The 26,206-nt window shown below is 57.9% G+C and carries 22 protein-coding genes; 17 read left to right on the top strand and 5 right to left on the bottom strand.

Annotation, left to right across the window (positions count from 1 at the left end):
* Positions 1-64 precede the first annotated feature (64 nt).
* Together AC2FIB_RS14970 and AC2FIB_RS14965 are read left to right on the top strand one after the other, a co-directional pair.
* Entirely contained in the window at positions 65-1,864 is a 1,800-nt protein-coding gene (locus tag AC2FIB_RS14970; RefSeq protein ID WP_496735939.1) for an ABCB family ABC transporter ATP-binding protein/permease, read from the top strand.
* Positions 1,865-2,032: 168 nt separating this feature from the next.
* On the top strand, positions 2,033-2,356 hold the full coding sequence (locus tag AC2FIB_RS14965) for a hypothetical protein (protein WP_496735937.1): 324 nt from the start codon (positions 2,033-2,035) through the stop codon (positions 2,354-2,356).
* A gap of 59 nt (positions 2,357-2,415) precedes the next feature.
* Here AC2FIB_RS14965 and AC2FIB_RS14960 read toward each other — a convergent pair whose 3' ends face one another.
* Together AC2FIB_RS14960 and AC2FIB_RS14955 are read right to left on the bottom strand one after the other, a co-directional pair.
* A complete protein-coding gene (locus tag AC2FIB_RS14960; RefSeq protein WP_496842320.1) occupies positions 2,416-6,213 on the bottom strand; it encodes an efflux RND transporter permease subunit in 3,798 nt (1,265 codons plus the stop codon).
* The gene (locus AC2FIB_RS14955; protein WP_282169307.1) at positions 6,210-7,442 is read right to left on the bottom strand and encodes an efflux RND transporter periplasmic adaptor subunit; all 1,233 of its coding nucleotides are present in this window, start codon (positions 7,440-7,442) and stop codon (positions 6,210-6,212) included. The genes AC2FIB_RS14960 and AC2FIB_RS14955 overlap by 4 nt, the downstream gene beginning before the upstream one ends.
* 225 nt (positions 7,443-7,667) lie before the next feature.
* Between AC2FIB_RS14955 and AC2FIB_RS14950 the strand changes: the two genes are divergently transcribed.
* The 5 genes from AC2FIB_RS14950 to AC2FIB_RS14930 all read left to right on the top strand — a co-directional run bounded on the left by AC2FIB_RS14950 (position 7,668) and on the right by AC2FIB_RS14930 (position 13,066).
* On the top strand, positions 7,668-8,339 hold the full coding sequence (locus tag AC2FIB_RS14950) for a hypothetical protein (RefSeq protein ID WP_496735933.1): 672 nt from the start codon (positions 7,668-7,670) through the stop codon (positions 8,337-8,339).
* Between the two features lie 42 nt (positions 8,340-8,381).
* A complete protein-coding gene (locus AC2FIB_RS14945) occupies positions 8,382-9,704 on the top strand; it encodes an outer membrane protein assembly factor BamB family protein (RefSeq protein WP_496735931.1) in 1,323 nt (440 codons plus the stop codon).
* A gap of 48 nt (positions 9,705-9,752) precedes the next feature.
* Positions 9,753-11,216, top strand: coding sequence for a ribosome biogenesis GTPase Der (gene der, locus AC2FIB_RS14940; RefSeq protein WP_496735929.1), 1,464 nt, complete (start codon positions 9,753-9,755; stop codon positions 11,214-11,216).
* Positions 11,217-11,379: 163 nt separating this feature from the next.
* Positions 11,380-12,366 carry a fatty acid desaturase gene (locus AC2FIB_RS14935; RefSeq protein ID WP_496735927.1) on the top strand — a complete coding sequence of 329 codons (987 nt, stop codon included), beginning with the start codon at positions 11,380-11,382 and terminating at the stop codon, positions 12,364-12,366.
* Between the two features lie 91 nt (positions 12,367-12,457).
* On the top strand, positions 12,458-13,066 hold the full coding sequence (locus tag AC2FIB_RS14930; protein ID WP_496735925.1) for a helix-hairpin-helix domain-containing protein: 609 nt from the start codon (positions 12,458-12,460) through the stop codon (positions 13,064-13,066).
* A gap of 54 nt (positions 13,067-13,120) precedes the next feature.
* On the opposite strand, the gene serS is transcribed toward AC2FIB_RS14930, so the two are convergent.
* Positions 13,121-14,413 carry a serine--tRNA ligase gene (gene serS, locus AC2FIB_RS14925; RefSeq protein WP_496842318.1) on the bottom strand — a complete coding sequence of 431 codons (1,293 nt, stop codon included), beginning with the start codon at positions 14,411-14,413 and terminating at the stop codon, positions 13,121-13,123.
* Between the two features lie 72 nt (positions 14,414-14,485).
* Positions 14,486-16,150, bottom strand: a complete 1,665-nt coding sequence (locus AC2FIB_RS14920) for a mechanosensitive ion channel family protein (RefSeq protein ID WP_496735921.1) — start codon at positions 16,148-16,150, stop codon at positions 14,486-14,488.
* A gap of 201 nt (positions 16,151-16,351) precedes the next feature.
* On the opposite strand from AC2FIB_RS14920, the gene yajC reads away from it, so the two are divergent.
* From yajC to AC2FIB_RS14870, 10 genes are all read left to right on the top strand, one after another.
* Positions 16,352-16,639 (top strand): preprotein translocase subunit YajC, encoded by a 288-nt coding sequence (yajC, locus tag AC2FIB_RS14915; protein ID WP_058274044.1) that lies wholly within the window; start codon positions 16,352-16,354, stop codon positions 16,637-16,639.
* A gap of 33 nt (positions 16,640-16,672) precedes the next feature.
* Positions 16,673-18,334 carry a protein translocase subunit SecD gene (gene secD, locus AC2FIB_RS14910; protein WP_496735919.1) on the top strand — a complete coding sequence of 554 codons (1,662 nt, stop codon included), beginning with the start codon at positions 16,673-16,675 and terminating at the stop codon, positions 18,332-18,334.
* 1 nt (position 18,335) lies between these two features.
* Positions 18,336-19,310: a protein translocase subunit SecF gene (gene secF, locus AC2FIB_RS14905; RefSeq protein WP_058277475.1), complete on the top strand. Its 975-nt coding sequence runs from the start codon at positions 18,336-18,338 to the stop codon at positions 19,308-19,310.
* Positions 19,303-20,073, top strand: coding sequence for a sulfite exporter TauE/SafE family protein (locus AC2FIB_RS14900; protein ID WP_496735917.1), 771 nt, complete (start codon positions 19,303-19,305; stop codon positions 20,071-20,073). Before secF ends, AC2FIB_RS14900 begins: the two co-directional genes overlap by 8 nt.
* On the top strand, positions 20,060-20,413 hold the full coding sequence (locus AC2FIB_RS14895; RefSeq protein ID WP_496735915.1) for an Mth938-like domain-containing protein: 354 nt from the start codon (positions 20,060-20,062) through the stop codon (positions 20,411-20,413). Before AC2FIB_RS14900 ends, AC2FIB_RS14895 begins: the two co-directional genes overlap by 14 nt.
* A gap of 147 nt (positions 20,414-20,560) precedes the next feature.
* Positions 20,561-21,175 carry a heme ABC exporter ATP-binding protein CcmA gene (gene ccmA, locus AC2FIB_RS14890; RefSeq protein ID WP_496735913.1) on the top strand — a complete coding sequence of 205 codons (615 nt, stop codon included), beginning with the start codon at positions 20,561-20,563 and terminating at the stop codon, positions 21,173-21,175.
* Positions 21,172-21,828: a heme exporter protein CcmB gene (ccmB, locus tag AC2FIB_RS14885; RefSeq protein ID WP_058274038.1), complete on the top strand. Its 657-nt coding sequence runs from the start codon at positions 21,172-21,174 to the stop codon at positions 21,826-21,828. Before ccmA ends, ccmB begins: the two co-directional genes overlap by 4 nt.
* A gap of 61 nt (positions 21,829-21,889) precedes the next feature.
* Positions 21,890-22,663 (top strand): heme ABC transporter permease, encoded by a 774-nt coding sequence (locus AC2FIB_RS14880; RefSeq protein ID WP_058274037.1) that lies wholly within the window; start codon positions 21,890-21,892, stop codon positions 22,661-22,663.
* The gene (gene ccmD, locus AC2FIB_RS14875) at positions 22,660-22,818 is read left to right on the top strand and encodes a heme exporter protein CcmD (protein ID WP_186437450.1); all 159 of its coding nucleotides are present in this window, start codon (positions 22,660-22,662) and stop codon (positions 22,816-22,818) included. Before AC2FIB_RS14880 ends, ccmD begins: the two co-directional genes overlap by 4 nt.
* Positions 22,811-23,347: a DsbE family thiol:disulfide interchange protein gene (locus AC2FIB_RS14870; protein WP_108860316.1), complete on the top strand. Its 537-nt coding sequence runs from the start codon at positions 22,811-22,813 to the stop codon at positions 23,345-23,347. The genes ccmD and AC2FIB_RS14870 overlap by 8 nt, the downstream gene beginning before the upstream one ends.
* Positions 23,348-23,461: 114 nt before the next feature.
* Here AC2FIB_RS14870 and acnA read toward each other — a convergent pair whose 3' ends face one another.
* Entirely contained in the window at positions 23,462-26,152 is a 2,691-nt protein-coding gene (acnA, locus tag AC2FIB_RS14865) for an aconitate hydratase AcnA (protein ID WP_496842316.1), read from the bottom strand.
* Positions 26,153-26,206: the final 54 nt, after the last annotated feature.

The following is a 26,206-nucleotide window of genomic DNA, read 5'->3' as shown; positions in this document are numbered from 1 at the left end:
CCTTGGTGGGCCAGCGGTCTATCTCTGACCGCAGATCAGGTACGTGATGAGACGAGCAGCGCCAATGACCTCAGCCGATACGCCCACGTCCGACGAACGCCGCTCTGGTTGGCGCACGATCCGGAAGGTTGCGCCATATATGTGGCCCGAGGACGAGCCTTGGGTAAAACGACGCGTTGTTCTGGCCATGGGCATGCTGGTGCTGGCCAAGCTGATCGCGGTCTATACTCCGATCCTTTACAAGGGCGCTGTCGATGGGCTGGCAGGTGAGGGCGTACCGCCGCTGGCGTTGGGCGCGGTTGGTCTGACCGTGGCCTATGGTGTCGCACGGATGATGACCGTTGGCTTTCAGCAGCTACGCGATGCGGCCTTTGCCCCGGTAGGGCAGCGGGCCTTGCGCGCACTGGCGTTGGAGACCTTCCAGCACATCCACCAGCTGTCCATGCGTTACCACGTGACGCGACGCACCGGGGGGCTGAGCCGGATCATCGAGCGTGGTGTGAAAGGCGTGGAATTCCTGCTGCGCTTTTTGCTGTTTTCCATCGGTCCGTTGATCCTGGAACTGCTGCTGGTCGCGATCATTTTGATGTGGCTGTTCGACGTCTGGTATCTGGTTGTCGTTGCTGTCACCATCGGGCTTTACATCTGGTTCACCTTTGCGGTGACCGAATGGCGCGTGAAGCTGCGCCGCGAGATGAACGATCAGGATACCGAGGCCAACCAACGCGCGATCGATAGCCTGCTGAATTTCGAAACCGTCAAGTATTTCAATGCTGAATCGCGCGAGGCGGCTCGGTACGACGTGTCGATGAAAGCCTATGCCGGGGCTGCGCTTAAGACAGCGTATTCGCTGGCCTTCCTGAATTTCGGTCAGTCCCTTCTGATCACTTGCGGGCTGATCGGCGTGATGGTTCTGGCGGCCATGGGGGTGCAACAGGGAACGCTGACCGTCGGCGATTTCGTCATGGTCAACGCCTATATGATCCAGATCACCGTGCCGCTGAACTTTCTGGGCACTGTTTACCGGGAAATCCGTCAATCGCTGGTGGACATGGGGCAAATGTTCGACTTGCTGGAACAACCGACCGAGGTGCAGGACAAGCCCGGCGCGCCAGATCTGGTGGTCAGTGGTGGTGAGGTGACATTGGACAATGTGCGCTTTGGTTATGATGCGGACCGCGAGATCCTCAAAGGTGTGTCGCTGACGGTACCTGCTGGCCAGACTGTTGCAATTGTCGGTGCCACAGGTTCGGGTAAGTCGACAATCGGCCGTTTGCTGTTCCGGTTCTATGATGTCACCGGAGGCGCATTGAAGATCGACGGGCAGGATGTGCGCGACGTAACACAAGGAAGCCTGCACGCAGCCATCGGCGTGGTACCGCAGGACACTGTGCTGTTCAATGATACCATCCGGTACAACATTGCCTATGGCCGGGACGGGGCCACGCAGGAAGAAGTCGAAGCAGCTGCTAAAGCTGCGCAGATCCATGATTTTATCGTGACGTTGCCAGAAGGCTATGACACCAAGGTAGGCGAACGGGGGCTGAAACTGTCGGGTGGTGAGAAACAACGGGTGGGCATTGCGCGTACCCTTCTGAAGAATCCGCCGATCCTGCTGTTGGATGAGGCGACCTCGGCGCTGGACACAGATACCGAACAGGACATCAAGGATGCCTTGGCGCGGGCGGGCGAGGGACGGACCGTTTTGACGATCGCGCACCGCCTTAGCACGATTGCCGAAGCGGACCGCATTGTCGTTCTGGAACGCGGTGAAATCCTTGAACAAGGCACCCATGACCAGCTTTTGAAGCGCGAGGGCCGTTACGCGCAGCTCTGGAGTCGACAACAAGCGGACGCGGCCTGATCCGGTCAAAGGGGTATTTTAAGAGTCCAGGCAGAACAGCACAGCACAGCACAGCAAAAATACGTTCATTCCTCCAAGTTTAATTTGACGTTCATTTTCCTTGGTGACAATTCACCTAAAGTCACGGTGCCAGGTTCTTTGGCCGGACCTTAATCATAGGAATATCTAATGAAAATGCGTGCAGCAGCAGCCTTGGCCGCGACTGTTTTTACGGCGACTTCGGCATTTGCCGAGGATCTTGAATTTCTGGTTGTGAATGAACTCAGCGCGGATCTGGTTGAGTTCAATGTCTCGCCTGCGTCTTCCGGCAGCTGGGAGGGGAACCTGCTAAGCGGTGGCTATGTCGCGCCCGATTACGAAATCGATGTTGTCATCTCGGATGGCCTGACCACATGTGTCTACGATATTCGGGGGGCGTTCGACGATGGGTCGTCGGCTGAAGACTTCGGTCTGAACCTGTGTGATTTGGGTGAATATGTATTCACCGACTAGGTCTTAGAGACTAAGTCCTGGAGAAGAAAAATGGCGAACCTTGCTGTTCGCCATTTGCATTACTCGGCCGCCTTTAGGGGTGACGTTGGCGGGTGATTGGGACGCTCATCCTTGTCTGCATCCGGTGCGGGCGCAGTCGGCGTCTCATCCCCCCAGACAACCTCGGTGGCCTGTACCTGTCGGGCAGCGTAACCAACCGCCATATCCTGGGCGATTTGGCTGGAACGACCTGCGGTGGCCCGTGCCACCGCCTTGGCCAGCCATACCGCATAGGTGGTGACCCACACCCGCAGGGCCAGGAACGATGGCGTCACGATCAGGGTCAGCACCGTTGCAATACCCAGGCCAAACACAACCGCCGTCGCCAGCTGTTTCCACCACAGCGCAGTTGGGCTGTCGATGGAATAGCCGCCATTGATGAAATCCAGCGACAATCCGAACATCATCGGCGTCAGACCGGCCATCGTGGTCAGGGTGGTCAGCAGAACCGGGCGGATACGCGCCTCAGCCGTGCGGATGATCGCCTCGATCCGGGGCATATATCTGCTATATTCCTGATATGTATCGATCAGAACAATGTTGTTGTTCACCACAATCCCTGCCAAGGCCACAATCCCTGTACCGGTCATGATGATCGAGAACGGTTGCTGCATGACCATCATCCCGATCAGAACACCGGTGGTCGAAAGCACAACGGCCAGCAGAACAAGCACCGAGTTGTAGAACGAGTTGAACTGCGCCAGCAGGATCACAAACATCAGGCCTAATGCAGCCAAGAAAGCGCTGGACAGGAAAGCCTGGCTTTCTGCCTGATCTTCCTGATCGCCGGTCCATTCCCAACTGACGGTGCTGCCGAAGGGATTAGTTTCAAGCCACTCGGTCAGCACTGCAATGCGTTCGTTGGGATTGATCAGGCTAATCCGGGCGTTTCCAGATTCCAGATCGGCCCGCACCGCATCGACATCTTCCGCACCTGTCAACATGACAAGCTCGAAATTGCTGCCGGTCGGTCCAGTGAAGATCGCACCTGTGGGTTCTGTACCTTCCACGACGCCGCGCACGACCGCCAGCCGCTGTTCCGTGCCGTCTGCGTTATCTATCACAACTTTGCTCAGACCCGGCTCAACGTCGGCCTTCACGTCATAGTAACGCTGCTGGTTGATCCGGTTGATCTCGGCCAGTTTGGTCACTGGCTTGCGCGTGACAAAGTTCGACAAAGGCACCAGCCCATCCGGCGTACGCACCTTGAGCGTATCCAGTGTCGACAAAACCCGATCTTCGTCGGGAAGGCGAACGCGGATTTCGATTTCCTCGTCCACGCTGTCGGGGCGCATTTCGCCCAGCAGCAGCCCGCGCGTGACCAGTTGCACCATCGCGCCGACGGTTGCCACATCCGCGCCGAAACGACCCGCTTTGGCAACATCCACGTCGATCTGCCAGTCGATGCCGGGCAAGGGCAGGGTGTCTTCGATCTTGATCAGGCCGGGTGTTTCATCGAACATTTTACGGGCCGCAACAGTGGCTGAGGTCAGTTCTTCCCAGCCATCCGCCTTGATGCGCAAATGAACGGGCTTGGCCGAGGCCGGGCCTTGTTCCAGCGGTAGGATTTCCACGATGAAGCCCGGAATTTTCGCAAGTTCGGCGTTCAACTGATCGAGCACGAAGTCACCGTCATATTCCGGGGCAACCGTTTCACGGTCGATCAACCCGCCGAAGATCGGTTCGGACACGTTGGGTCGATCTTCCCACGGGATGATTTCGAACTGGACGCGACCGACAGTGTCTGCCGGTGCTTGCGCACCTCCATTGTTTTGGTTCAGCCCGCCTTCTCCGGCAAAGGAAAACACGTTCACGACTGCGGGATGTGCGCTGATAATTTCTTCGGCCGCCAGTACCATCTGGTCCTTTTCGACCAGTGATATGTTGCCACGTGCACGAACATAGGCCGTGGCTTGCTCGGGTTCGCTTTCGACGAAGAACTCTACGCCCCGATTGTTGTTCCCAAATGCGGTCATGACTGACATCACAGCGAAGCCAATGACGACAATCGAAACAATCGGCATGATCGGGTTGCCGACCAGGAACTTGATGACATAGCCAAAGGGGGTGTGTTCGCGCGCTGTATGTACATGCTGATCTGGTGCGCGTTCTATTTTGGCGGCACTCAACGTAACAGAACCAGCAAATGCTCCAAAAATGAACAGGAAGGCACCAAGCAGAACTGCTCCGAATGCGCCTTCGGGCAACAGATAGGTCGGATTCAGCAGTTGCATCGCACCAAGGAAGATCAGGTACAGCGATGGCGGCACCATAACCGCACGAACCCACCACCGGGTGCGCGCGCGCAGCCAGTCGGAGGTGCGGTCAAAGACGCGGCTCAGGCGGCCCGAAACACCGCCCATGACAGGCAGATAGATCAGTGCAACGATCAACGAAGCGGACAGAACGAAGATCAGCGTGACAGGCAGCATGCCCATGAATTCACCCGGGACACCCGGCCAAAACAGCATGGGCAGGAAGGCACATAGGGTTGTGGCCGTGGATGACACGATAGGCCAGAACATACGCTGCGCAGCCTCGACATAGGCGTGCATCGGGCCGACGCCCTCTTTAATGCGCCGGTCAGCGTATTCCACGACAACAATGGCCCCGTCGACGAGCATACCCACCGCAAGGATCAGACCGAACATCACGATGTTCGAGATGCTGATGCCCATGACTGCGAGGAACGCAAAACACAGCAGGAATGAGGTCGGGATCGCAAAACCCACCAGCAATGCCGCGCGTGTGCCCAAAGAGGCCAGAACAACGATCATTACCAGTGCGATGGCCGTCAGAACCGAGCCTTCCAACTGGCTGACCATCGAACCGACGATGCGGCTTTGGTCGTTCGAGGTGCCCAGCTGGATTGCGGCCTGCATCTCGGGTGGCCATTTGGCCTGCGCAGCGGCGATGGTTTGTTTCACACCCTCGACTGTGTCGATCAGGTTGTAGCCCTTGCGCTTGACCACCTGCAGCGCGACGGTTTGTTCGCCGTTGAAACGGGCGGTGCCTTCGCGGTCCTCAAAGGTATAGTTGATCTGCGCCAATTCCCCCAGGGTGACGACCCGGTCGCCATTCACTTTGACCGGCAGGCCATAAACATCCTGCGCAGTTTTGAAGGAAGAGGGGATCTTGACCGAGAATGTGCCCTGTGCGGTTTCGACCTCACCGGCAGCGATCAGCTGATTGTTGTTGCGCACTACATCGATAAGCTCGGCGGCGGTGACGTTGTATGCCTCAAGCCGAAGAGGGTCGATGATGACCTCAAGCAATTCGTCGCGGTTGCCCGCGATACCGGCTTCGAGCACAGAATCCATCGCCTCAAGGTCGTCCTGTAAAGCCTTGGCAACCCGCGCCATAGTGCGCTCGGGGACTGCACCCGTCAGGTTGACGATAACGATGGGGAATTCTGAGAAATTGATCTCGGTCAGCGAGTATTGCTCAGCTCCGTCGGGGAATTCGGCTTGCGCACTGTTCATCGCGTCGCGCACATCGGCCATGATCGCGGTCTTGTCCCAGCCGAAATCGAACTCCAGCGCGACGCCCGCATACCCTTCGGCGGCGGTCGAGGTCATCTCTTTCAGCCCATCAAGGTCCGCAAGTTCGGTCTCCATTGGTTTGACCAACAGGTTTTCGGAATCCTCGGCTGAGATGCCCGGAAACTGAACCGAGACAAACAGGGCAGGGATTTCAATGTCGGGCTCGCCTTCTTTCGGCAGGCTGACATAGGCAAAGCCGCCAATCACCAATGAGATGGCGATAAAGGCCAGAACCATTCTGGCCCGGCCAGCGGCCCAACTGACGATTCCGGTCATTTCGAAGCTTCCCGATATGTAGGTTCAACTGTGACGCCGCGGGTTACGAACTCTTGCCCGATGACGATGATGTCCACAGTTTCCGGCAGGCCACCGACCCAAACGCCTTCGGCAGTATCACGCAGAAGAACGACGGGCTGGAAATCGACCACGTTGCTCTGGCCAATGGTGCGGACACCGAGTTGACCGTTATTGCTCAGGGTCAGTGCCGATTGCGGCAGGAAATGCGCCTTGGCCCCGGCGGCCGAAATGCGGATGTCGGCGGTTTGGCCGTCCCGAATGGCCAGTTCCGGGTTCGGAACAGTAATTTCGACTTCGAACGTGCGGGTTGTTTCATCGGCCGAGCGGCTCAGGAATGTCACACGACCAGAAACCTGCAGGCCAGTGACCAACTGCGCTGTGGCTTCGGTTCCGACAATGATGCGGTTAACCTCGGTTTCCGGCACAAAACCCACCAGCTTGATCGGGTCCAGTTGGATAACGGTCGCGCATAGCGCACCGGGCTGCATCAGGCTGCCCAATTCTGCGGTATCGCTTTCCAACAATCCCTTGAAGGGTGCTGTGATCGTCTGGCGATCGATTTCGCGTTCCGCGGCTTTGACCTCGGCGGTTGCGGCTTCGATCCCGGCGCGGGTGGCCTCAAGACCGGCTTCGGCGGTCTTGATACCGGCCTCGGCGGTTCTCATCGCCGCCTCGCTTGAGATTCTGCGCGTCTCAGATCCAAACCCGGAGTCAGACAGTTTATTCGCAGCCGTCAGGTTGATCTCGGCCTCGGCGACACGCGCATGTGCTTCTTCCAGGCGGGCTTCGGCTTCCGGAATGCGGCTTTGGGCTTCTAGCTTGGCAGCCTTCGCTTCGGCCAAACTGGCGGGGCGGGTGCCCGGGTCAAGCTCGCAAAGAAGATCGCCGGCTTCGACGAACGTGCCTTTGCGCTTAGGCTCTGAGATGACCGTCGATGTGGTTTCGGCCAGAACTTCGACCTGACGATTGGCCTTGGTCTGGCCCCGCAACAACACGGCGCTGTCAATTTCACGTGCAGTTGACCTAACGGCAACGACGCCAATCGTCGCCTGATCCACGTCCACGACTTCGCCAGATTCGCTGGCAACCTCAGGGCTGGCCTCGGCTTCCGCGCGCCCGGCGAAAGAGAACAGGCTATCCCGTTCGAAAACCAAAAAAAACAAAACAACAATAACCAAAGCGGCGTTTACTAATGAAATCAATCGCATGCAGGACAACTCCCAGAATTCTGCGCCACATTTTTTTTGCGGTCATGCTAGAAAGTGGGGACGATTATGTATCGTTTCCACACTAAACTGAATAGTTCGGTTTATTTTTTTCTACAAGAGGGCAGGCCACCGGCGAGATTGTAAAAAATCGGGCTCTTGGCTTGGCGATTGCGCCGGGGTATGACATGGCGCCATACACCAAGGATGCAGCCCCGGAGGGCAGGGATGAGCGACGTCGACAGTTTTATTGATGAGGTGACCGAAGAGGTACGCCGGGACCGCCTGTTCTTGCTATTGCGCAGATGGGGTTGGGTCGGTGTACTTGTGGTTGTCCTGATCGTGGGCGGTGCTGCGTTCAATGAAGTCCGCAAGTCGCGCGCAACCAGTCAGGCGCAGGATTTAGGTGATTCAATCCTGGCAGCGCTGGCACAGAATCAGTCGGAAGACCGTGCAGCCAGTCTTGCCGCCGTCGAAACACAATCACCGGGTGGGGATGCGGTTCTTAACATGCTGTTGTCGGCCTCTCAGTTTGAGGCCGGATCGGAACAGGATGCGGTCGTCAGCCTGAACGCCATTGCGTCCCAAGGGGATCTGCCGGAAATCTACCGCGCGATCGCGGCTTTCAAGGCGCTGCTGCTGCAGAGCGACACTCTGCCTGCAGCCGATCGCCGTCTTCAGTTCGAGGCGCTGGCCGCACCGGGTGCTCCGCTGCGGTTGCTGGCCGAAGAACAGTTGGCCCTGATTGATGTGTCCGAGGGCAATGTTGACGCGGCCATCACGCGGCTTCAGGCCTTACGTCAGGACGCAGAAGTTGGCGTGGATCTGCAACAGCGTGCGGCTCAGTTGATTGTAGCGCTGGGTGGCGAACCAGAGCCGCTGATCGCCCAACAGGGCTGATCCGGTGGCGGCAGGAAAACTTACAGGCGAGTTCGGAACATCATGGTAGCAAGTCTATTCTCCCGTATTGGATTGCCGATGGCAGCCCTTTCATTGACCCTGGTCGCCGCCTGCCGGGAACCCGAGGTTATCTTGCCGGGGCCGCGAGAAGATATCCGGCCCACTGCCGATACCGAAACGGTGGAAACTCGGGGCTCAAAATCGATCAGCCTTCCGGCGCAAAGAGCCAACGCAAGTTGGCCGCAAAGCCCGGGTACGGCTGCTTTCCGGACGACCAATGCACAGTTGCGGACAACGCCGCAGCGCATCTGGTCCGCTTCAATCGGTCAGGGTGACTCGCGCAAGCAGCGGATCACGGCTGATCCCGTTGTTGCGGGTGGGTTGATCTATACGCTTGATGCCGGCGCAACGGTGTCTGCAGTGTCGCCGCAAGGGCAGGTTGTTTGGAACACCGATCTTATTCCGCCAAGTGATGGCGACTCGGATGCCACGGGTGGTGGCATGGCCTATGACAACGGTGTGCTTTATGTGTCTTCCGGTTATGGCCGCCTGACAGCATTGAATGCCAAGACCGGTGCAGTTCGTTGGCAAAAAAGGTTGAACGCGACCGGCAGCGGCGCGCCTTTGGTCAGTAACGGTCTGCTGTATCTGGTGGCGGGTGACGAAACCGGTTGGGCGGTCAACACCAAGGACGGCCGCATTGCCTGGCAAATTCAGGGCACCCCAAGCGTTGGAAACGTTCTGGGTGCACCGGCGCCAGTCATTGCATCCGATTTTTCCGTGTTCGCCTTTGGCTCGGGTGATGTCGCAGCGACGTTCCGTCGGGGGGGTATTCGCCGCTGGAACGCGTCAGTAGCCGGGGGACGTCGCGGACGTGCGGCGGCGCAGATCGTCGATGTAACCGGTGGACCAATGGTTGCGGGAGATAAGATCTATATCGGCAACCATTCTGGGCGCACAGTTGCGTTTGACGCCAATTCCGGCGAACGGATATGGACCGCAGACGAAGGGGCCGTCGATACGGTCTGGGCCGCTGGCAACAGTATTTTCCTGATCAGTGACCGCAGCCAACTGGTGCGGCTGGACGCTGCGACCGGAGCGATTGTTTGGGCGCAGGACCTGCCGGGTTTTGTCAAGGATAAGCCGGGACGCCGGGGGGCGGTCTACGCGCATTATGGTCCGATCATCGCGGGTGGGCGCATCGTCATCGCCTCGAACGATGGCTATGTTCGGTTCTTCAGCCCTGTTGACGGAGCACTGGTGAACCGTGTCGAAGTGCCAGGTGGCGCGACCACGGCACCGGTTGTGGCGGGTCAAACACTGTACGTCGTGTCGACCAAAGGTGATTTGCACGCTTTCCGTTGACCACAAGATGCGCTAAAGGGCGCGTCTGAGTCTTGAAAGTTGAGTATCATGTCGCTGACCCTCGCCATCGTGGGGCGCCCGAATGTGGGCAAATCCACCCTGTTCAATCGCCTTGTGGGCAAACGTCTGGCTTTGGTCGACGACCAGCCCGGCGTGACGCGCGACCTGCGCGAAGGCCAAGGGCGTCTGGGGGATCTGCGCTTTACCGTGATCGACACTGCTGGGCTTGAGGACGCAACCGACGACAGCCTTGAGGGCCGCATGCGCCGCCTGACTGAGCGTGCGGTGGACATGGCAGATGTCTGTCTGTTCATGATTGACGCGCGCGTCGGAGTCACGCCGACCGACGAATTGTTTGCCGAGATTCTGCGCAAACGTTCCAAACATGTGATCCTTGCGGCCAACAAGGCTGAAGGAAACGCAGCGGATGCGGGTGTGCTTGAAGCCTATAACCTTGGTCTGGGTGAGCCGGTGCGCCTGTCGGGCGAACATGGCGAAGGGATGACTGATCTTTATTCCCAGCTTATGCCATTGGCCGATGCCGCCGAGGAAAAGGCGGTCGAGGATGCACCGGAAACCGATATTGAACTGGATGAGGACGGCGAGGGCGAGACGCCCCTGATCAGCGCTGAAAAGCCGTTGCAGGTGGCAGTTGTTGGCCGCCCTAATGCCGGTAAATCCACATTGATCAACAAGATCATTGGCGAAGACCGCCTGCTGACCGGGCCAGAGGCTGGTATTACGCGCGATGCCATCAGTCTGCGGATCGATTGGGCCGACCAGGACGGAGACAGCACACCGATGCGTATCTTTGATACCGCCGGTATGCGCAAAAAAGCCAAGGTGCAGGAAAAACTTGAAAAGCTTTCAGTCTCGGATGGCCTGCGCGCCGTGAAATTTGCTGAAGTGGTGGTGGTTCTGCTGGACGCTGCCATCCCCTTCGAACAGCAGGACCTGCGTATTGCCGATCTGGCCGAGCGCGAGGGTCGCGCCGTTGTTGTCGCAATCAACAAATGGGACATCGAAGAAGATAAACAGGAAAAGCTGCGGGATTTGAAAGAGTCCTTCGAACGTTTGCTGCCGCAATTGCGTGGCGCTCCTCTGGTGACGGTGTCGGCAAAGACGGGCCGGGGGCTAGAGCGCCTGCGCGCCGCGATTCTGCGGGCCCATGACATCTGGAACCGCCGTGTGCCGACGGCCGCGCTGAACCGCTGGCTGACGGCCATGTTGGAACAGCACCCGCCGCCAGCCCCGCAAGGTCGCCGGATCAAGCTGCGTTACATGACACAGGCCAAAACCCGCCCGCCGGGCTTTGTTGTCATGTGCTCGCACCCTGACAAAATGCCAGCCAGTTACACCCGGTATCTGGTCAACGGTCTGCGCGAATCTTTTGACATGCCCGGTACTCCGATCCGCCTGACTTTGCGCGGACAGGGGGACAAGAACCCGTACAAGGGACGCCGTAAGAAAAACGCGGGCGCCTTGGCCAAACATCTCAAGGGCCGCGCGTAACTGCGCCAATTTTCAGCATTTTCGGCTGAGGGGCGTGACAGCCCCAATTCCCCACGCTAGCATTCACTGGCGTGCATCTGTTTTGTGCGCGCGTAATTTCACGCGGAGCTTCCGCACCAGTTTTTGACAACCATTGGACCTGACCAACGTGAGGAGCGGCTGGATGGATCTGAGGGAATACACTCGGCAATACGCGGTTCAGGACAACAGATTGGCCGCGCTAAGCTATTTTGGAACCTTCGCGATGTATTTCACATCGCTGGCGCTGGCGATTGCCTATGTGGATCGCTGGTATGTCATGATCCCGGCTGGGGTCGTCTTTGCCTTTTCGGCGGTGCGCCTTTACGTGCTACAGCACGATTGCGGACATCACTCGCTGTTTGAGACACGTCGCCAAAACGAGTGGGCGGGGCACGGGCTTTCGCCGTTCACCTTTGCGCCCTTCGAGGTGATGAAACAGAATCACAACCTGCACCACGCCGGTATCGGCAATCTTGAGCACCGCGAGACGGGCGAAATCCATACGATGACCGTGCGGGAATGGAACAAGGCGGATTGGAAAGCACGCCTGTTTTACAGGCTCTACCGGAATCCCTTCATCCTGGTTCCGGCCGGAGCGCTGTTCACGTATTTCATTCGCTATCGATGGCCCAAGAACACGGTTAGGTTTGGCGTGAGGGGTGTATTGCTGCACAACTTATCGATCATCGTCTTTCTTGGCCTTCTTTACCTGATAGCTGGCACCACGGGTATTCTGGTGTGGTTGGTGTTTTCGCTTTTAGGCGGGATGCTGGGTGTGTTTTTGGTCTATCTGCAGCACAATTTCGAAGACACATACTGGGACCGTCGTCCGGATCTGGACCCGCAACTAGCGGCGCTGCAGGGATCATCGGCGCTGGATTTCGGGTGGTGGTTCGACAATGCGGTTGCGTGCATCACGCTGCACGACATCCATCATTTCAATGCGCGCATTCCGTCTTATCGGCTGCGTGCATGCCACTACAACCTTCCGCCCGAATTCACGCCCCGCCGGATCAAATTCCCCGAGGCTGTTGCCGCTTTAAACCTGAAACTGTGGGACGAAGACGCCAAGCGGCTTGTTCCGTTTCCCGGAAAGGATCAATCCGGTAACCTCGCACGCAGTAGCTGACACAAATGACCTGCATCTCTGGGCACTGGCTTGTGAGAACGTGTATCTGGTATACATAAGATAACGCAGGGAAAATCGGAAAGGACAAAGAATGACCGCAGTGACCGCAATAAAAGGCGTTGGAGAGGGGCTAGGAAAGTCACTTACAGCCAACGGTTTCAAAACCGCTGAAGCCGTTGCCAAAGCAAGCCCCGCTGCACTGGTCAAAGTTCCTCGTATCGGCAAAGCCCGCGCAGCCGTCTTGATTGCCGCCGCGAAAGAGGCGATTGCAGAGAAACCGCCAGCCGCCAAACCCGCCGCGGCGAAACCAGCCGCCAAACGCCCTGCGGCGAAAACAAGTACGCGCCGCGCGCCTGCCAAAAAGCCTGCAGCGCTCCGAACAGCGCCCCGCAAAACGATCGCTGCCGCCGCTGCCGAGAAGCGGGCGGAAGAGGCTGCGCGCAAAGCGGCTGAGGAAAAGGCCGTGGCCGAACTGGCAGAAGCCAAGGCAAAAAAGAAGGCCAAGGCCAAAGCCAAGGCTGAAAAGGCCGCTAAAAAGCTTCAGGAGATGGAAGCTGTCTTCTCGAAAGCCAAGGACAAGGTGAAGGCCAAGACAAAGAAGGATAAGAAGAAAGATAAAAAGAAAAAGGCCGACAAGACGGACAAGAAGAAAGATAAGAAAAAAGACAAGAAGAAGGATAAGAAAAAGGCGAAGAAGTAAGCCTTCTCCGCCTTGCAGCTTCTTGAACCGGCGCCCTGTTGGTCGCCGGTTTTCTTATGCCAGCGTGCCGTCCAGTTGCAGCGTCAGCTTACCACCCAGATAGGGGGCCAGAACCTCGGGCAGGGTGACGGTGCCGTCTGCGTTCTGGCCGTTTTCCAGCACGGCGATCAGGCAGCGCCCAACAGCCAGACCGGATCCGTTCAGCGTGTGAACGTATTCCGGTTTGCCTCCAGCCTCGGGACGGAATCGCGCGTTCATCCGGCGGGCCTGAAAATCACCACAAGTCGAGACTGAGCTGATCTCGCGATACGTATCCTGACCCGGCAGCCAGGCTTCGATGTCAAAGGTTCGGCGCGCGCCAAAGCCCATGTCACCTGTGCACAGGATCACTGTGCGATAGGGGATGCCCAGCTTTTCCAGAATACCCTCGGCACAACGCAGCATGCGTTTTTGCTCATCATCCGACTTGTCGGGATGGGCGACCGAAACCATCTCGACCTTTTCGAACTGGTGCTGGCGCAACATGCCGCGCGTGTCCCGGCCAGCCGATCCGGCCTCGGACCGGAAGCACAAGGAATGCGCGGTGTAACGGCGGGGCAGATAGCTTTCTTCAATCATCGTGTCGTTGACGATATTGGTCAGGGACACCTCGGACGTCGGGATCAGCCACCAGCCTTCGCGGGTCTGATAGCTGTCTTCGCCGAATTTCGGCAACTGGCCTGTGCCCTGCATCATCTCGGACAGAACCAAAACCGGGCCGTTCACTTCGGTCAGTTCGTTTTCGTTGATGTGCGTGTCCAGCATGAACTGCGCCAGTGCGCGGTGAACACGGGCGACGCCGCCGGACAACAGGACAAAGCGCGAGCCGGACAGCTTTGCCGCCGTTTCAAAATCCATGCCGTTCTGAACGGCCTCGATTTCAAAATGCTCTTTCGGTGCAAAATCCAACTCACGCGGAGTGCCCCAGCGGTTGACCTCGACATTGTCGTTCTCGTCCGCACCTTCTGGCGCGTCCTCGGCTGGCAGGTTCGGGATGCGGATCAGCTGATCAGTCAGCAGCGCATCCAGATCCTTGGCCTCGGTCTGCATCCGGGCAATTTCGGCCTTTTTCTCGGCGACCAGCGCGCGCAGGCGTTGAAATTCAGCCTCGTCGCCGCGTGCCTTGGCGGCACCGACCTCTTTGCTGGCCTTGTTCTGTTCGGCTTGTGCCGTTTCTGCGGACTGAATCTTGGCCCGGCGGCTTTCGTCCAGTCTCAGCAAATCTGACGACACCGGCGCGTCCCCACGGCGCGCAAGTGCGGCGTCGAAGGCGGCGGGGTTTTCGCGAATGGCGCGGATGTCGTGCATGGTTCAGATCCTTAAATGCGTGAATCACTGAAACCGCTTATGCACCATCTGAAAGGCGGGGTGTAGCGCCGGTTACGACTTATCGGCATCCTCGTGTGTTTCATGCGCCAGATGGCCATCCCAATGTTCGGTTGGGATCTTGGGATCAGGCGGATCAGCCATGTAAGAGGGCGTCATGATCTGCACACTGTTTTCATTGAACACGGCCACGATGTTGCGATGCAGGTCCGATTTTATCTTTGGAATAATACTGCCGCGTGTCGAATACCCGTTGATCTGATAATTGATCGCGTAATCGGCCAATGCTGTCCACAAAACAAACGGTTCCGGCTTGGACTTGATCCCCTTGGTGCGGTTGGCGGCCTCGATCAGCATCGCCTCGACCTTCTCGGGCGGCTCTTCATAGCCGATGCCAACCGTGGTATGCAGAAGCAGTCCGCTGCCGTCTGTTTTCTTCGAGAAGTTCACCACATCCGAATTCATCAGTTGCGCATTAGGGATCGAGATCAGTTCGTTCTTAATGGATTTCAGATGCGTCTCCATCAGTTTGATCTGAACTACATCGCCGATGTGGTCGCCGATCTGAATTCGGTCCCCGATCGAGGTCGAGCGACGATAGATCACAAACAGGCCAGCCAGCATGTTTGAGACGACAGAATTTGCACCCAGCGACAGCATGGCACCCACCAGGATCGTCAACCCCTGGAACGCCGCCGAATCCGATCCGGGGATGTAGGGAACGGCAAAGACCAAGGCGATCATGATCACCACAACACGGGCAATGTTGAAGGTTGGGCTGACCCAGTGCTTTTCGAAATCGCCCATGTCGAAGGAACCCGCCTCGACCGCGTCGAAGAACACTCGCATCCCCTTGATGATGTACAGCGCCACCCAAGAAATCAGGCCCAGCATGATCAAATTGGGGATGTAACTAATAATGCCTTTGAAGATCAGCAGTACCGGCTCGGTCAGATAGGTCAGCAATAGCTGCGCAAAATAGCGGGTTTCGGCGAAAGCCAGCAGAACAAACGAGAGGTAGTAATAAAAGCCGAGAAAGAAGATGATAAGCAAAACGAAGTTCAGCCCATATCGTACCAGCGCGGCGATCGCTTCGGCCTGAACGCTTTTGGCTGTGGCAGTTTCCACGTCCTTGAGGTGAAGTGAGACAAACTTTAATGTCTTCCGTCGAATCCGACGGTGCACCCACAGGATTGCCACCACAAACGCCACAAAACCAATGGTCCACGCCACTGCCTCAATTGCACCGGACACGCGCGCCCGATCGGTGCGGTTGGCGCGGTAGTCTTCGATAGATTGTTTGATCGCGTTCCCGTGCAAAACGCTTAGAACGCTAAGCTCCATCTGATCCAACTCGGCATCGGCTTCGGTGACGATCGAGACTCTCTCGCCGTCGGCCAGAGTCCAAATGCCGAACTCGGTCTCTTCGTATGTCACCTCAACCGTTGGCGCATCCGAGGCTTCGGCGATTTCGATGATCTTGTCCTGAACGTCTTCCGCCCGCTCTGGCGCGGGCAGGGCACTGGATCCCCGGACCTGGAACAATACGTCCCCGTCCACAATGACCGGCGCCACGAAACTGTCCGAGTCCGCCCCGTCAGAAGCAGGGGGCTCTGTCGGTGTTTCCTGTGCCAGTACGACGTCCGAAAACCACAGGCTGGACGCCAGGGCCGTCAGAAAATAAACCAGCAAAAGGAAGGGCTTGAATTGCCTTGCCATATGTCCCCCTTAACCCGAACTATACCCGGTTTCAGCGAGGTGCCTAGGACATATCTGCAACGACTGGCTTGTTCTTTGTGCACTGTGGCCGGGTCAGGGAGGTGTACAGCGTTGCCATCGCTTGCAAAGGCGCAATTCAGAGCATAGGTTCCCGCCAAATTTGCGGAGCATTTCCGCAGCACCAAAACAAAGGAATATCCCATGGAAGGTGGCGCAATCGCCCAGTTTCTCCCGCTGATCCTGATTTTCGCGATCATGTATTTTCTGCTGATCCGTCCGCAGCAAAAAAAGATGAAGCAACATCAGGCCATGGTCGAAGCCGTGCGTCGCGGCGATCAGGTCGTCACCCAAGGTGGAATGATCGGCAAGGTGTCCAAGGTCAAGGAAGGCGACAACGAGATCGAAGTTGAAATCGCCGAGGGTGTGAAGGTTCGTGTGGTCAAGTCGACCATTGCGCAGGTTCTGAACAAGACTGAACCAGCGAAGTAACTTCGCGCGACAATTCCTTGAAAAGGCAGGGTAATGCTGCAAATTGATACCTGGAAGCGGGTTCTGATCTGGCTGGTCTGTGTGATCGGTCTGATCCTTGCCCTGCCGAATGCGTTTTATACGCGCGTCGAGCAATCCAACGATGCTAAGGCCGCAATCGAGCTTGGCATCGACACTCCCGAAATGCAGGCCGAGGCGGCGCAATGGCCGAACTGGCTGCCGTCATCGCTGGTCAATCTGGGCCTCGATCTGCGCGGTGGTGCGCATCTGCTGGCCGAAGTTCAGGTCGGCGATGTGTACGAATCCCGGATGGAGGCCATGTGGCCCGAAATTCGCGATGCGCTGCGGGATGAGCGCGCCACTGTAGGCACCATCCGCAAGCAAGAGTCGGCCCCGGACGAGATTCGGGTGCGCATCAGCCAGCCCGAAGGCACGTCCCGCGCGCTTGAAGTGGTGCGCGGCCTGGCCCGTCAGGTGCAAACCCTGACCGGTGTAGGGGCAACCGATATCGAGGCGCGGGCTGAAGGCGACACAATCGTTGTTCAACTGTCCGAGGCGGAAAAACTTGCCACAGACGACCGCACTGTGCGCCAATCGCTTGAGATTGTGCGCCGTCGTATTGACGAGGTCGGAACGCGTGAACCCACGATCCAACGTCAGGGTGCGGATCGTATCCTTATTCAGGTGCCGGGTATCGGCAGTGCTGGTGAACTGAAAGAGATCATCGGCACCACCGCTCAGCTGACATTCAATCCCGTTGTGGGGCGGGGCACCAACCCGGACGCAGTCCCGGGGATTGGCGAACAGGTCCTCCCCTCCATCGACGAAACCGGTTTGTTTTACACAGTCGAGGCGGCCCCAGTCGTCACCGGTGAAGAGCTGGTGGACGCGCAGCCAGCCTTCGACCAGAACGGTCGCCCAGCGGTCAGCTTCCGGTTCAACACATCTGGGGCGCGCAAGTTCGGCGACTATACGCTGGAAAATATCGGCCAGCCGTTCGCAATCATTCTTGATGATGAGGTCATCTCGGCCCCTGTCATTCAAAGCCACATTCCCGGCGGCTCGGGCATCATCACTGGTAACTTCACCGTTGAGGAAAGCACCAATCTGGCTGTTCTGTTGCGCGCAGGCGCGTTGCCTGCCGGGCTGGAATTCCTCGAAGAGCGTACCATCGGCCCCGAACTGGGGCAGGACAGCATCGACGCGGGCAAGGTCGCAACCATCGTGGCCTTTGTCGCGGTGTTGGCCTTTATGGCGCTCAGCTATGGTTTGTTTGGTCTCTTTGCCAACATCGCCCTGATCATCAACGTCGGCTTGCTGTTTGGTCTGTTGTCCCTGATCGGAGCCACTCTGACACTGCCTGGTATCGCCGGTATCGTGTTGACGGTCGGTATGGCGGTGGATGCCAACGTGTTGATCTTTGAGCGTATCCGCGAAGAACTGAAATCCGCCAGAGGCCCGGCGCGCGCAATCGAGCTGGGTTATGAAAAGGCGTTGTCAGCCATTCTGGACGCAAACGTGACCACATTCATCACCGCTGTTATCCTGTTTGCCATGGGCAGCGGTCCGGTGCGTGGTTTTGCCATCACGCTGGGTTTGGGCATTCTGACCTCGGTCTTCACCGCGATCTTCGTGACGCGCCTGATGATCGTGATCTGGTTTGAACGCCGCCGCCCGAAAACGATCGAGGTTTGACATGAGACTGAAACTCGTACCCCAGAATACCTCGTTCGATTTCTTCAGCCGATGGAAAATCTGGCTGGGTATCTCGGCCTTGATGATGATCGTGGCGTTCACGTCCTTCATGCTTCAGGGGCTGAACTTCGGCATCGACTTCCGCGGTGGCACAACGATCCGGACGCAAAGCACCCAAGAGATTGATGTCGGAGTCTATCGTGACGCCCTTGCCCCGTTGGAATTGGGGGATGTGACAATCACAGAGATCTTTGATCCAAACTTTGGACCGGATGAGAATGTAGCGATGATCCGTATCCAGGCTCAAGAAGACGCCGAGGCTGTTACATCCGACGTGATCACTCAGGTCGGCGAGGTGCTTGCTGCTGCTGATCCGGGCCTCAAATTGCCATTTGAAAGCGTTGAATCCGTCGGTCCTAAAGTCTCGGGTGAGCTGATCCAAACTGCGGTTATCGCGGTGGTGTTGGCGATCGGGGCGGTGCTGGTATATATCTGGCTGCGTTTCGAATGGCAGTTCGCCTTGGGCGCGGTGGCCGCATTGGTTCACGACGTAATCCTCACGATCGGCATATTCTCGGAACTGCAAATCCGGTTCGATCTGGCCATCATCGCCGCATTGCTGACCATCGTGGGGTATTCGCTGAACGACACCGTGGTCGTCTTTGACCGTGTTCGCGAGAACCTGCGGAAATACAAGAAAAAGGACCTGAAAGAGGTTCTGAACATCTCGATCAACGAAACGCTCAGCCGGACGGTGATGACCTCCGTTACCACCCTGTTAGCGCTGATCTCGCTTTACGTGCTGGGCGGGGACGTGATCCGCGGCTTTGTCTTCGCGATGATCTGGGGCGTGATCGTGGGGACGTATTCCTCGGTCTTTGTCGCCTCGACGATCCTGCTGTGGCTGGGCGTCAAGCGCGACTGGTCGAAGCCTTCCAACAACGCGGGCAACCAGTTCGCAAATGTGGATGCCTGATCTTCTCGGCCAGTCCCCAACGGGGCTGGCCGTTATCTTTTTTGCAGCGACACTAGGCGGCATCGTACGCGGGTTTTCCGGTTTTGGCACCGCGCTGATTTTTCTGCCTCTGGCCACGCCGTTCCTCGGCCCGTTTGGGGCGCTGATCGGACTGACGATCATGGATATCTTTGGGCCCCTGCCTAACCTGCGACGGGCGTGGCGCGCCGTAGACCGCGGAGACCTGGCACGGCTGCTGCTTGGCTGCGCTTTGATCCTGCCTGTTGGCTTGTGGGTCCTCACGCAGGTCGAGCCCGAGGTTTTCCGATACGCGGTCAGCTTCCTGGCCTTGTTCATGCTCGCAATCCTGATCCTTGGATTACGCTACCAAGGCCGCGTGCGGCGCGCGATGGTGACAGCCATCGGTGGCGCTGCGGGTTTTCTCGGCGGCGTCGCTGGGTTGCCTGGACCGGCGGTGATCCTGTTCTACATGTCCCGTCCGCTGCCGGTAGAAGTCATTCGGGCCACGATCCTGCTTTTCCTTTTCGGCTTCGACTTTCTTATTTTCGGCTCTCTGTCTGTCATGGGGCGTGTGACCTTCGACAGTGTTGTTCTGGGGCTGGCTCTGTCGGTCCCGAACCTTTTGGGCAATTGGCTGGGCGGCTGGCTATTCAACCCGGAAAAGGAAAAGCTCTACCGCACCGCCGCCTACGTGGTCATCGCGCTGGCCGCCTTGTCGGGCCTGCCGCTTTGGGGCATAGAAGATATCCATGCGGTTGAATGAGATCACATATAACAACGCAACACCGGTCGATGGCTACGGGCCCGGCTTTTTCCGTATTGGTGGTCAGGTCTACGAAGGTGCGGTTCTGACTGGCACCTCCGGCACCGCCGGTTGGGGCGGGTACGACGATCAATCCTCTTTGCTTGCACTGGCTGGGCATGTGGATGTCCTGTTGATCGGAACGGGTGCTGATCTGGCCCACATCCCCCCTGACCTCCGAGCGGCGCTTGAGCATGCCAGCATAGGCGTTGAGATCATGAACTCACCCGCAGCCTGCCGTACCTACAATGTTCTGCTCTCCGAAGGCCGCCGTATCGCGCTGGCTTTGCTTCCCACCTGACGGGATCCGCTTCATCTGGCCAAAAATTTCCCGGGGAGCGCGAGGGGCTGGCCCCTCGTTTCCATGCTTATCCGAAAGCGGGTCTGGTATTGCCCTGCGGCAAATCCCGCCTTTTGCCCCTATGCGCAATAAGATAAGCGGGACCGTATGACACTGACCGTAACTGATCTTGCCATCACCCGCGGGGGTATCCCCGTGCTCGAGGGGCTCAACTTCTCGCTTCAATCCGGGCAAGCACTGATCCTGCGTGGGCCAAACGGGATCGGCAAAACAACTTTGTTGCGTACACTTGCGGGGTTGCAGCCGGCGTTGAGCGGAACCATTGTCGGGGCCGAGGATCAAATTGCCTACGCCTCGCATTCCGACGGGTTGAAGCCAACGTTGACGGTTGTGGAAAACCTGACCTTCTGGGCCTCGGTCTTTGGGACAGATGACATCCAACCGGCATTGGATGCCTTTGCTTTGAACGAGCTGTCGGACCGCCATGCGGGAAACCTGTCCGCCGGGCAGAAACGTCGCCTTGGACTAGCCCGGATGCTGGTCACCGGGCGGCCGATCTGGATGCTGGACGAACCGACGGTGTCACTGGACAAAAGCGCCGTCCAGATGTTCGCCGATACCGTTCGTGCCCATCTGGGGCAGGGCGGTTCCGCCCTGATCGCAACCCATATCGACCTTGGTCTGGACGGCGCGGTTCTGGATGTGGGTCCCAACAAAGCCAAACCAAAACCCATCGACGACGTTGACGGAGGCTTCCTGTGATCGCCCTGCTGCTGCGCGACCTGAAACTGGCGTTCCGCGCGGGCGGGGGTTTTGGCCTTGGCCTTGCATTCTTTCTGATTGTGACCGTTCTGGTGCCGTTCTCAGTCGGCCCGCAATCTTCGCTGCTGTCGACCATTGCCCCGGGTGTGCTTTGGCTGGGCGCGCTTTTGGCCTGCCTGTTATCGCTTGATCGTTTGCTTGCGTTGGATTGGGAAGACGGATCGCTTGACCTGTTGGCCACGGCGCCCTTGCCGCTTGAGGCGGTTGTGTCGATCAAGGCGCTGGCCCACTGGATAACAACGGGTTTGCCACTGGTTCTGGCCGCGCCGTTTCTGGGTGTGCTACTGAACTTGCCGGTGCCAGGCTTTTTCTGGCTGGTGATCTCACTTTTGGTCGGCACCCCGGCCATGAGTGTGATCGGGACCTTCGGCGCAGCTTTGACTGTCGGCCTAAAGCGCGGGGGGCTATTGTTGTCATTGCTTGTTCTGCCGCTTTATGTTCCCACGCTGATCTTCGGGGCCGAGGTCGCGCGCCGCGGTGCCACAGGGATGGAAACGCAAACACCGCTGTTGATGTTGGCGGGGATCACCGCCGCCACAATTGCGCTGTTGCCCTTTGCCAGCGCAGCCGTATTGCGGATCAACCTTCGGTGACGCTGTCGCAGTTTGACTGATGTCAATTGAGAACAAACACGAGTCGGACTAAATAGAGCCCATGTCTATCGCTGCCAAAGCCAATACCCTCTGGGAATACGCCAACCCGCGCAAATTCCTCGCGACCAGCGAGCGGGTCCTGCCGTTCTTCTGGATGACTTCTTTTGTGTGTCTGGTCGTCGGGCTGATCTGGGGCTTTTTCTTCACGCCGGATGACTACAAACAGGGCTCGACCGTCAAGATCATCTACCTGCATGTGCCTGCGGCGCTGATGGCGATCAATTGCTGGCTGATGATGCTGGCCACATCTTTGGTCTGGCTGGTGCGCCGCCACCATGTCAGTGCACTCGCTGCGCGAGCGGCAGCTCCCATCGGTATCGTGATGACCCTAATCGCGTTGGCAACCGGCGCGATCTGGGGGCAACCGATGTGGGGCACGTGGTGGGCCTGGGATCCACGCCTGACGGCTTTCCTGATCCTGTTTCTGTTTTACCTTGGCTACGTAGCCCTGTGGGAAGCGATCGAGGATTCCGATACGGCCGCTGATCTGACCTCGGTCCTGTGTCTGGTGGGGTCGGTTTTTGCCTTGCTCAGCCGCTATGCGGTGAACTTCTGGAACCAAGGCCTGCATCAGGGGGCATCCGTGATGCGCGCCGCAGCCGTCACCGGCGCGGATACCGAAGAAAAAGTCAGCAACATTTATTTCTATCCGCTGCTGGTATGTATCATCGGATTTGTGCTGCTGTTCATTGCGTTGGTTCTGTATCGCACAGGAACGGAAATCCGGGCGCGACGGATTAAGGCGCTGCTGGCGCGAGAAAGGCTAAACGGATGATCCCTGATCTTGGAAAATATGCCGACGCGGTCCTGTGGTCCTATGCGGCCTCGCTGGGGTTGCTGATTGCACTGGTCGTTCTTAGCGTAATGCGTGGGCGCAAAGTCCGGGCGGAAATGGAAAAGCTCGAACACAGGATGTCACGCAATGGCTAAAATCTCACCCCTGATGGTTGCGCCGCCGTTGATCTTCGGCGCTTTTGCCGTTTTGGCCGGCATTGGCATGTTCCGGGATGACCCCGATGCCTTGCCATCTGCACGCGAAGGGCAGCCCGCGCCACCTGTCGTTCTGACCGAGTTTCCGGGTAAAACGTTGTTCGACGATGACACCCTGCGTGATGGTGAGGTCAAGCTGGTCAACTATTGGGCCAGCTGGTGTGCCCCTTGCCGGGCCGAGCATCCCAACCTTGAGGCGCTGTCCGAAGAGGGCATCCCGGTCTATGGCATCAACTACAAGGATCAGTTGGCCAATGCCGAAGGTTTTCTGACCGAACTGGGTGACCCATATGAGGCCATCGGGCGGGATGAACAAGGGCGCATGGCGCTGGACTGGGGTCTTTACGGTGTTCCGGAAACTTATGTGATCGACGGGGAGGGCACGATCATCCTGCGCTTTGCCGGTCCGATTACGCAGCGCGTCATCGAAAGCAGGATACGCCCGGCATTGGAAAAAGCTGGCCAGTGATCTGATCCGTTGCCATGCGGAGCGTGCCTGCTGCACGCGCTCTATTTCTTGTTTCTGCTAGTTGCGCTGGCACCCAAGAAAAAGCCCCGGCGCATTGGCCGGGGCTTTGTTGCTTTAAGCGTCCTTGGCAAGGTTCCGCAACACGTATTGCAGCACGCCGCCGTTTTCGATGTATTCGATCTCGGGCGCGGTATCGATCCGGCATTTCAGCGTGATTGTTTTCTCGGTTCCGTCGCCGAAAATGATGGTGCAGGGCACCTCTTGCAGTGGCTCGACCGAATCCAAGCCGTGGATTGATACGGTTTCATCGCCTGTCAGGCCCAATGTCTTGCGGGTGTCGCCGCCGGTGAACTCGAACGGGATTACGCCCATTCCAACCAAGTTGGACCTGTGGATACGCTCAAAGCTTTCGGCGATCACGGCTTTGACGCCCAGCAGGGCCGTGCCCTTGGCAGCCCAGTCCCGGGATGAGCCGGCGCCGTATTGCTCGCCACCAAAGACGACCAGCGGCAGGCCTAGTTCCTGGTAGGCCATTGATGCGTCGTAGATCGAAGCCTGTTCGCCGTCAGGACCTTCGGTATAGCCGCCTTCGACGCCGTCCAGCATCTCATTCTTGATGCGGATGTTGGCGAATGTGCCACGCATCATGACCTCGTGGTTGCCGCGGCGGGAACCGTAGGAGTTGAACTCGCGTGGTTGCACCTGACGTTCGATCAGGTACTGACCGGCAGGCGAGGTGCTTGCAAAAGACCCTGCGGGTGAGATGTGGTCGGTCGTGACCATGTCCCCAAGAACCGCCAAAACCTTGGCCCCTTCGATATTTGAGATCGTGCCCGGCTCGGCACCCATTCCCTGAAAATAGGGAGGGTTCTGGATATAGGTCGAAGTCGGCGGCCAGTCATAGGTTTCCTGTTGCGGAACCTCGACGCTTTGCCATTTCTCATCGCCTTTGAAGACATCCGCATATTTCGACTGGAACGCTTCGCGTGTGACAGTTTCCTGCACCAGCTCGGCGATTTCGCTTTGGGTTGGCCAGATGTCCTTCATGAAGACGTCATTGCCGTCCTTGTCCTGCCCAATCGGCTCGGATGTCAGGTCGATATCCATGGTGCCAGCTAACGCATAGACTACAACCAGCGGTGGCGAGGCCAGGTAGTTGGCCCGCACGTCCGGCGAAATCCGGCCTTCAAAGTTGCGGTTGCCGGACAGAACGGACGTGGCGACCAGATCGCCCTCGGCAATTGCTTCGCTGATTTCCCTCTGGATCGGGCCAGAGTTGCCGATGCATGTGGTGCAGCCATAACCAACCAGGTTGAACCCGATGGCATCCAGATGTTGCTGCAGGCCAGCCGCCTCAAGGTATTCAGACACAACCTGCGAGCCGGGGGCCAGCGATGTTTTGACCCAAGGTTGGCGATTTAGGCCCAGCTCATGCGCCTTTTTTGCGACCAGACCGGCACCGATCATCACGTAAGGGTTCGAGGTGTTGGTGCAGGAGGTGATAGAGGCGATCACCACCTTGCCCGATTCCATGCCGTATTCTTCACCTTTGACTTCGATCTGTTTACCCATCGGGCGCTTGAAGGTATCCGCCATTTCCTTGGTAAATGCCGCCTTGGCGTCGGTCAGCGCAACATAGTCCTGAGGGCGTTTCGGGCCCGAGATTGCAGGAACGATCGTGCCCATGTCCAACGTCAGAGTGTCGGTGTAGATGGGCGCGTAGTTCTCATCACGCCAAAGGCCGTTTTCCTTGGCATAAGCTTCGACCAGTGCCAGGCGATCCTCATCCCGACCGGTGTTACGCATATAGCGCAGGGTCTCACCATCAATCGGGAAGAAGCCGCAGGTCGCGCCATACTCGGGGGCCATGTTGGCAATCGTCGCGCGGTCAGCCAGCGGCAAACGGTCCAGACCGCTCCCGTAGAACTCGACGAATTTGCCCACCACGCCTTTCGCGCGCAGCATCTCGACGACTTTTAGAACTAGGTCAGTGCCAGTGGTGCCTTCCACCATCGCGCCGGTCAGCTCAAAACCCACGACCTCGGGGATGAGCATCGAGATCGGCTGTCCCAGCATCGCGGCCTCGGCTTCGATCCCGCCGACGCCCCAGCCCAGAACGGCCATGCCATTGACCATGGTGGTGTGGCTGTCGGTGCCAACCAGCGTGTCGGGGTAGGCGACTTCGTCGCCGTTCTGGTCGGTGTCGGTCCAGACGGTCTGGGCTAGATATTCCAAGTTCACCTGATGGCAGATGCCGGTTCCGGGGGGAACAACACGGAAGTTGTTAAAGGCCGACTGCCCCCATTTCAGGAACTGGTAACGCTCCATGTTGCGTTCATATTCGCGATCCACGTTCATCTGGAACGCGCGCGGGTTGCCGAATTCATCGATCATGACCGAGTGGTCGATGACCAGATCAACCGGGTTCAGCGGGTTGATCTTCTGCGCATCGCCGCCCAGCCCCTTGATGCCATCGCGCATCGCAGCCAGATCAACAACAGCCGGAACGCCGGTAAAGTCCTGCATCAACACGCGGGCAGGGCGATACGCAATCTCGCGCGGGTTCTTGCCGCCATTACGTGCCCACTCGCCAAAGGCTTTGATATCATCGACCGCGACGGAAAAGCCATCGTCCTCGAACCGCAGCATGTTCTCGAGCACCACTTTGAGCGCGGCGGGAAGCTTGGAAAAATCACCCAGACCGGCCTCTTGCGCGGCGGGGATAGAATAATATGAAATGGATTTGCCATTCACGCTAAGGTTGCGGCGTGTTTTGGCGGTATCTTGTCCGACTTTGATGGGCATCTGTGGCCTCCCTCTGAAATGACTTAGATCCCGGGATTCGCTAATCTTTATCTG

Source organism: Ruegeria sp. YTSA072 (genome assembly GCF_059610285.1).
The sequence above is the reverse complement of the archived record's forward strand: the minus strand, read 5'-3'. Positions and strand labels throughout refer to the sequence as shown.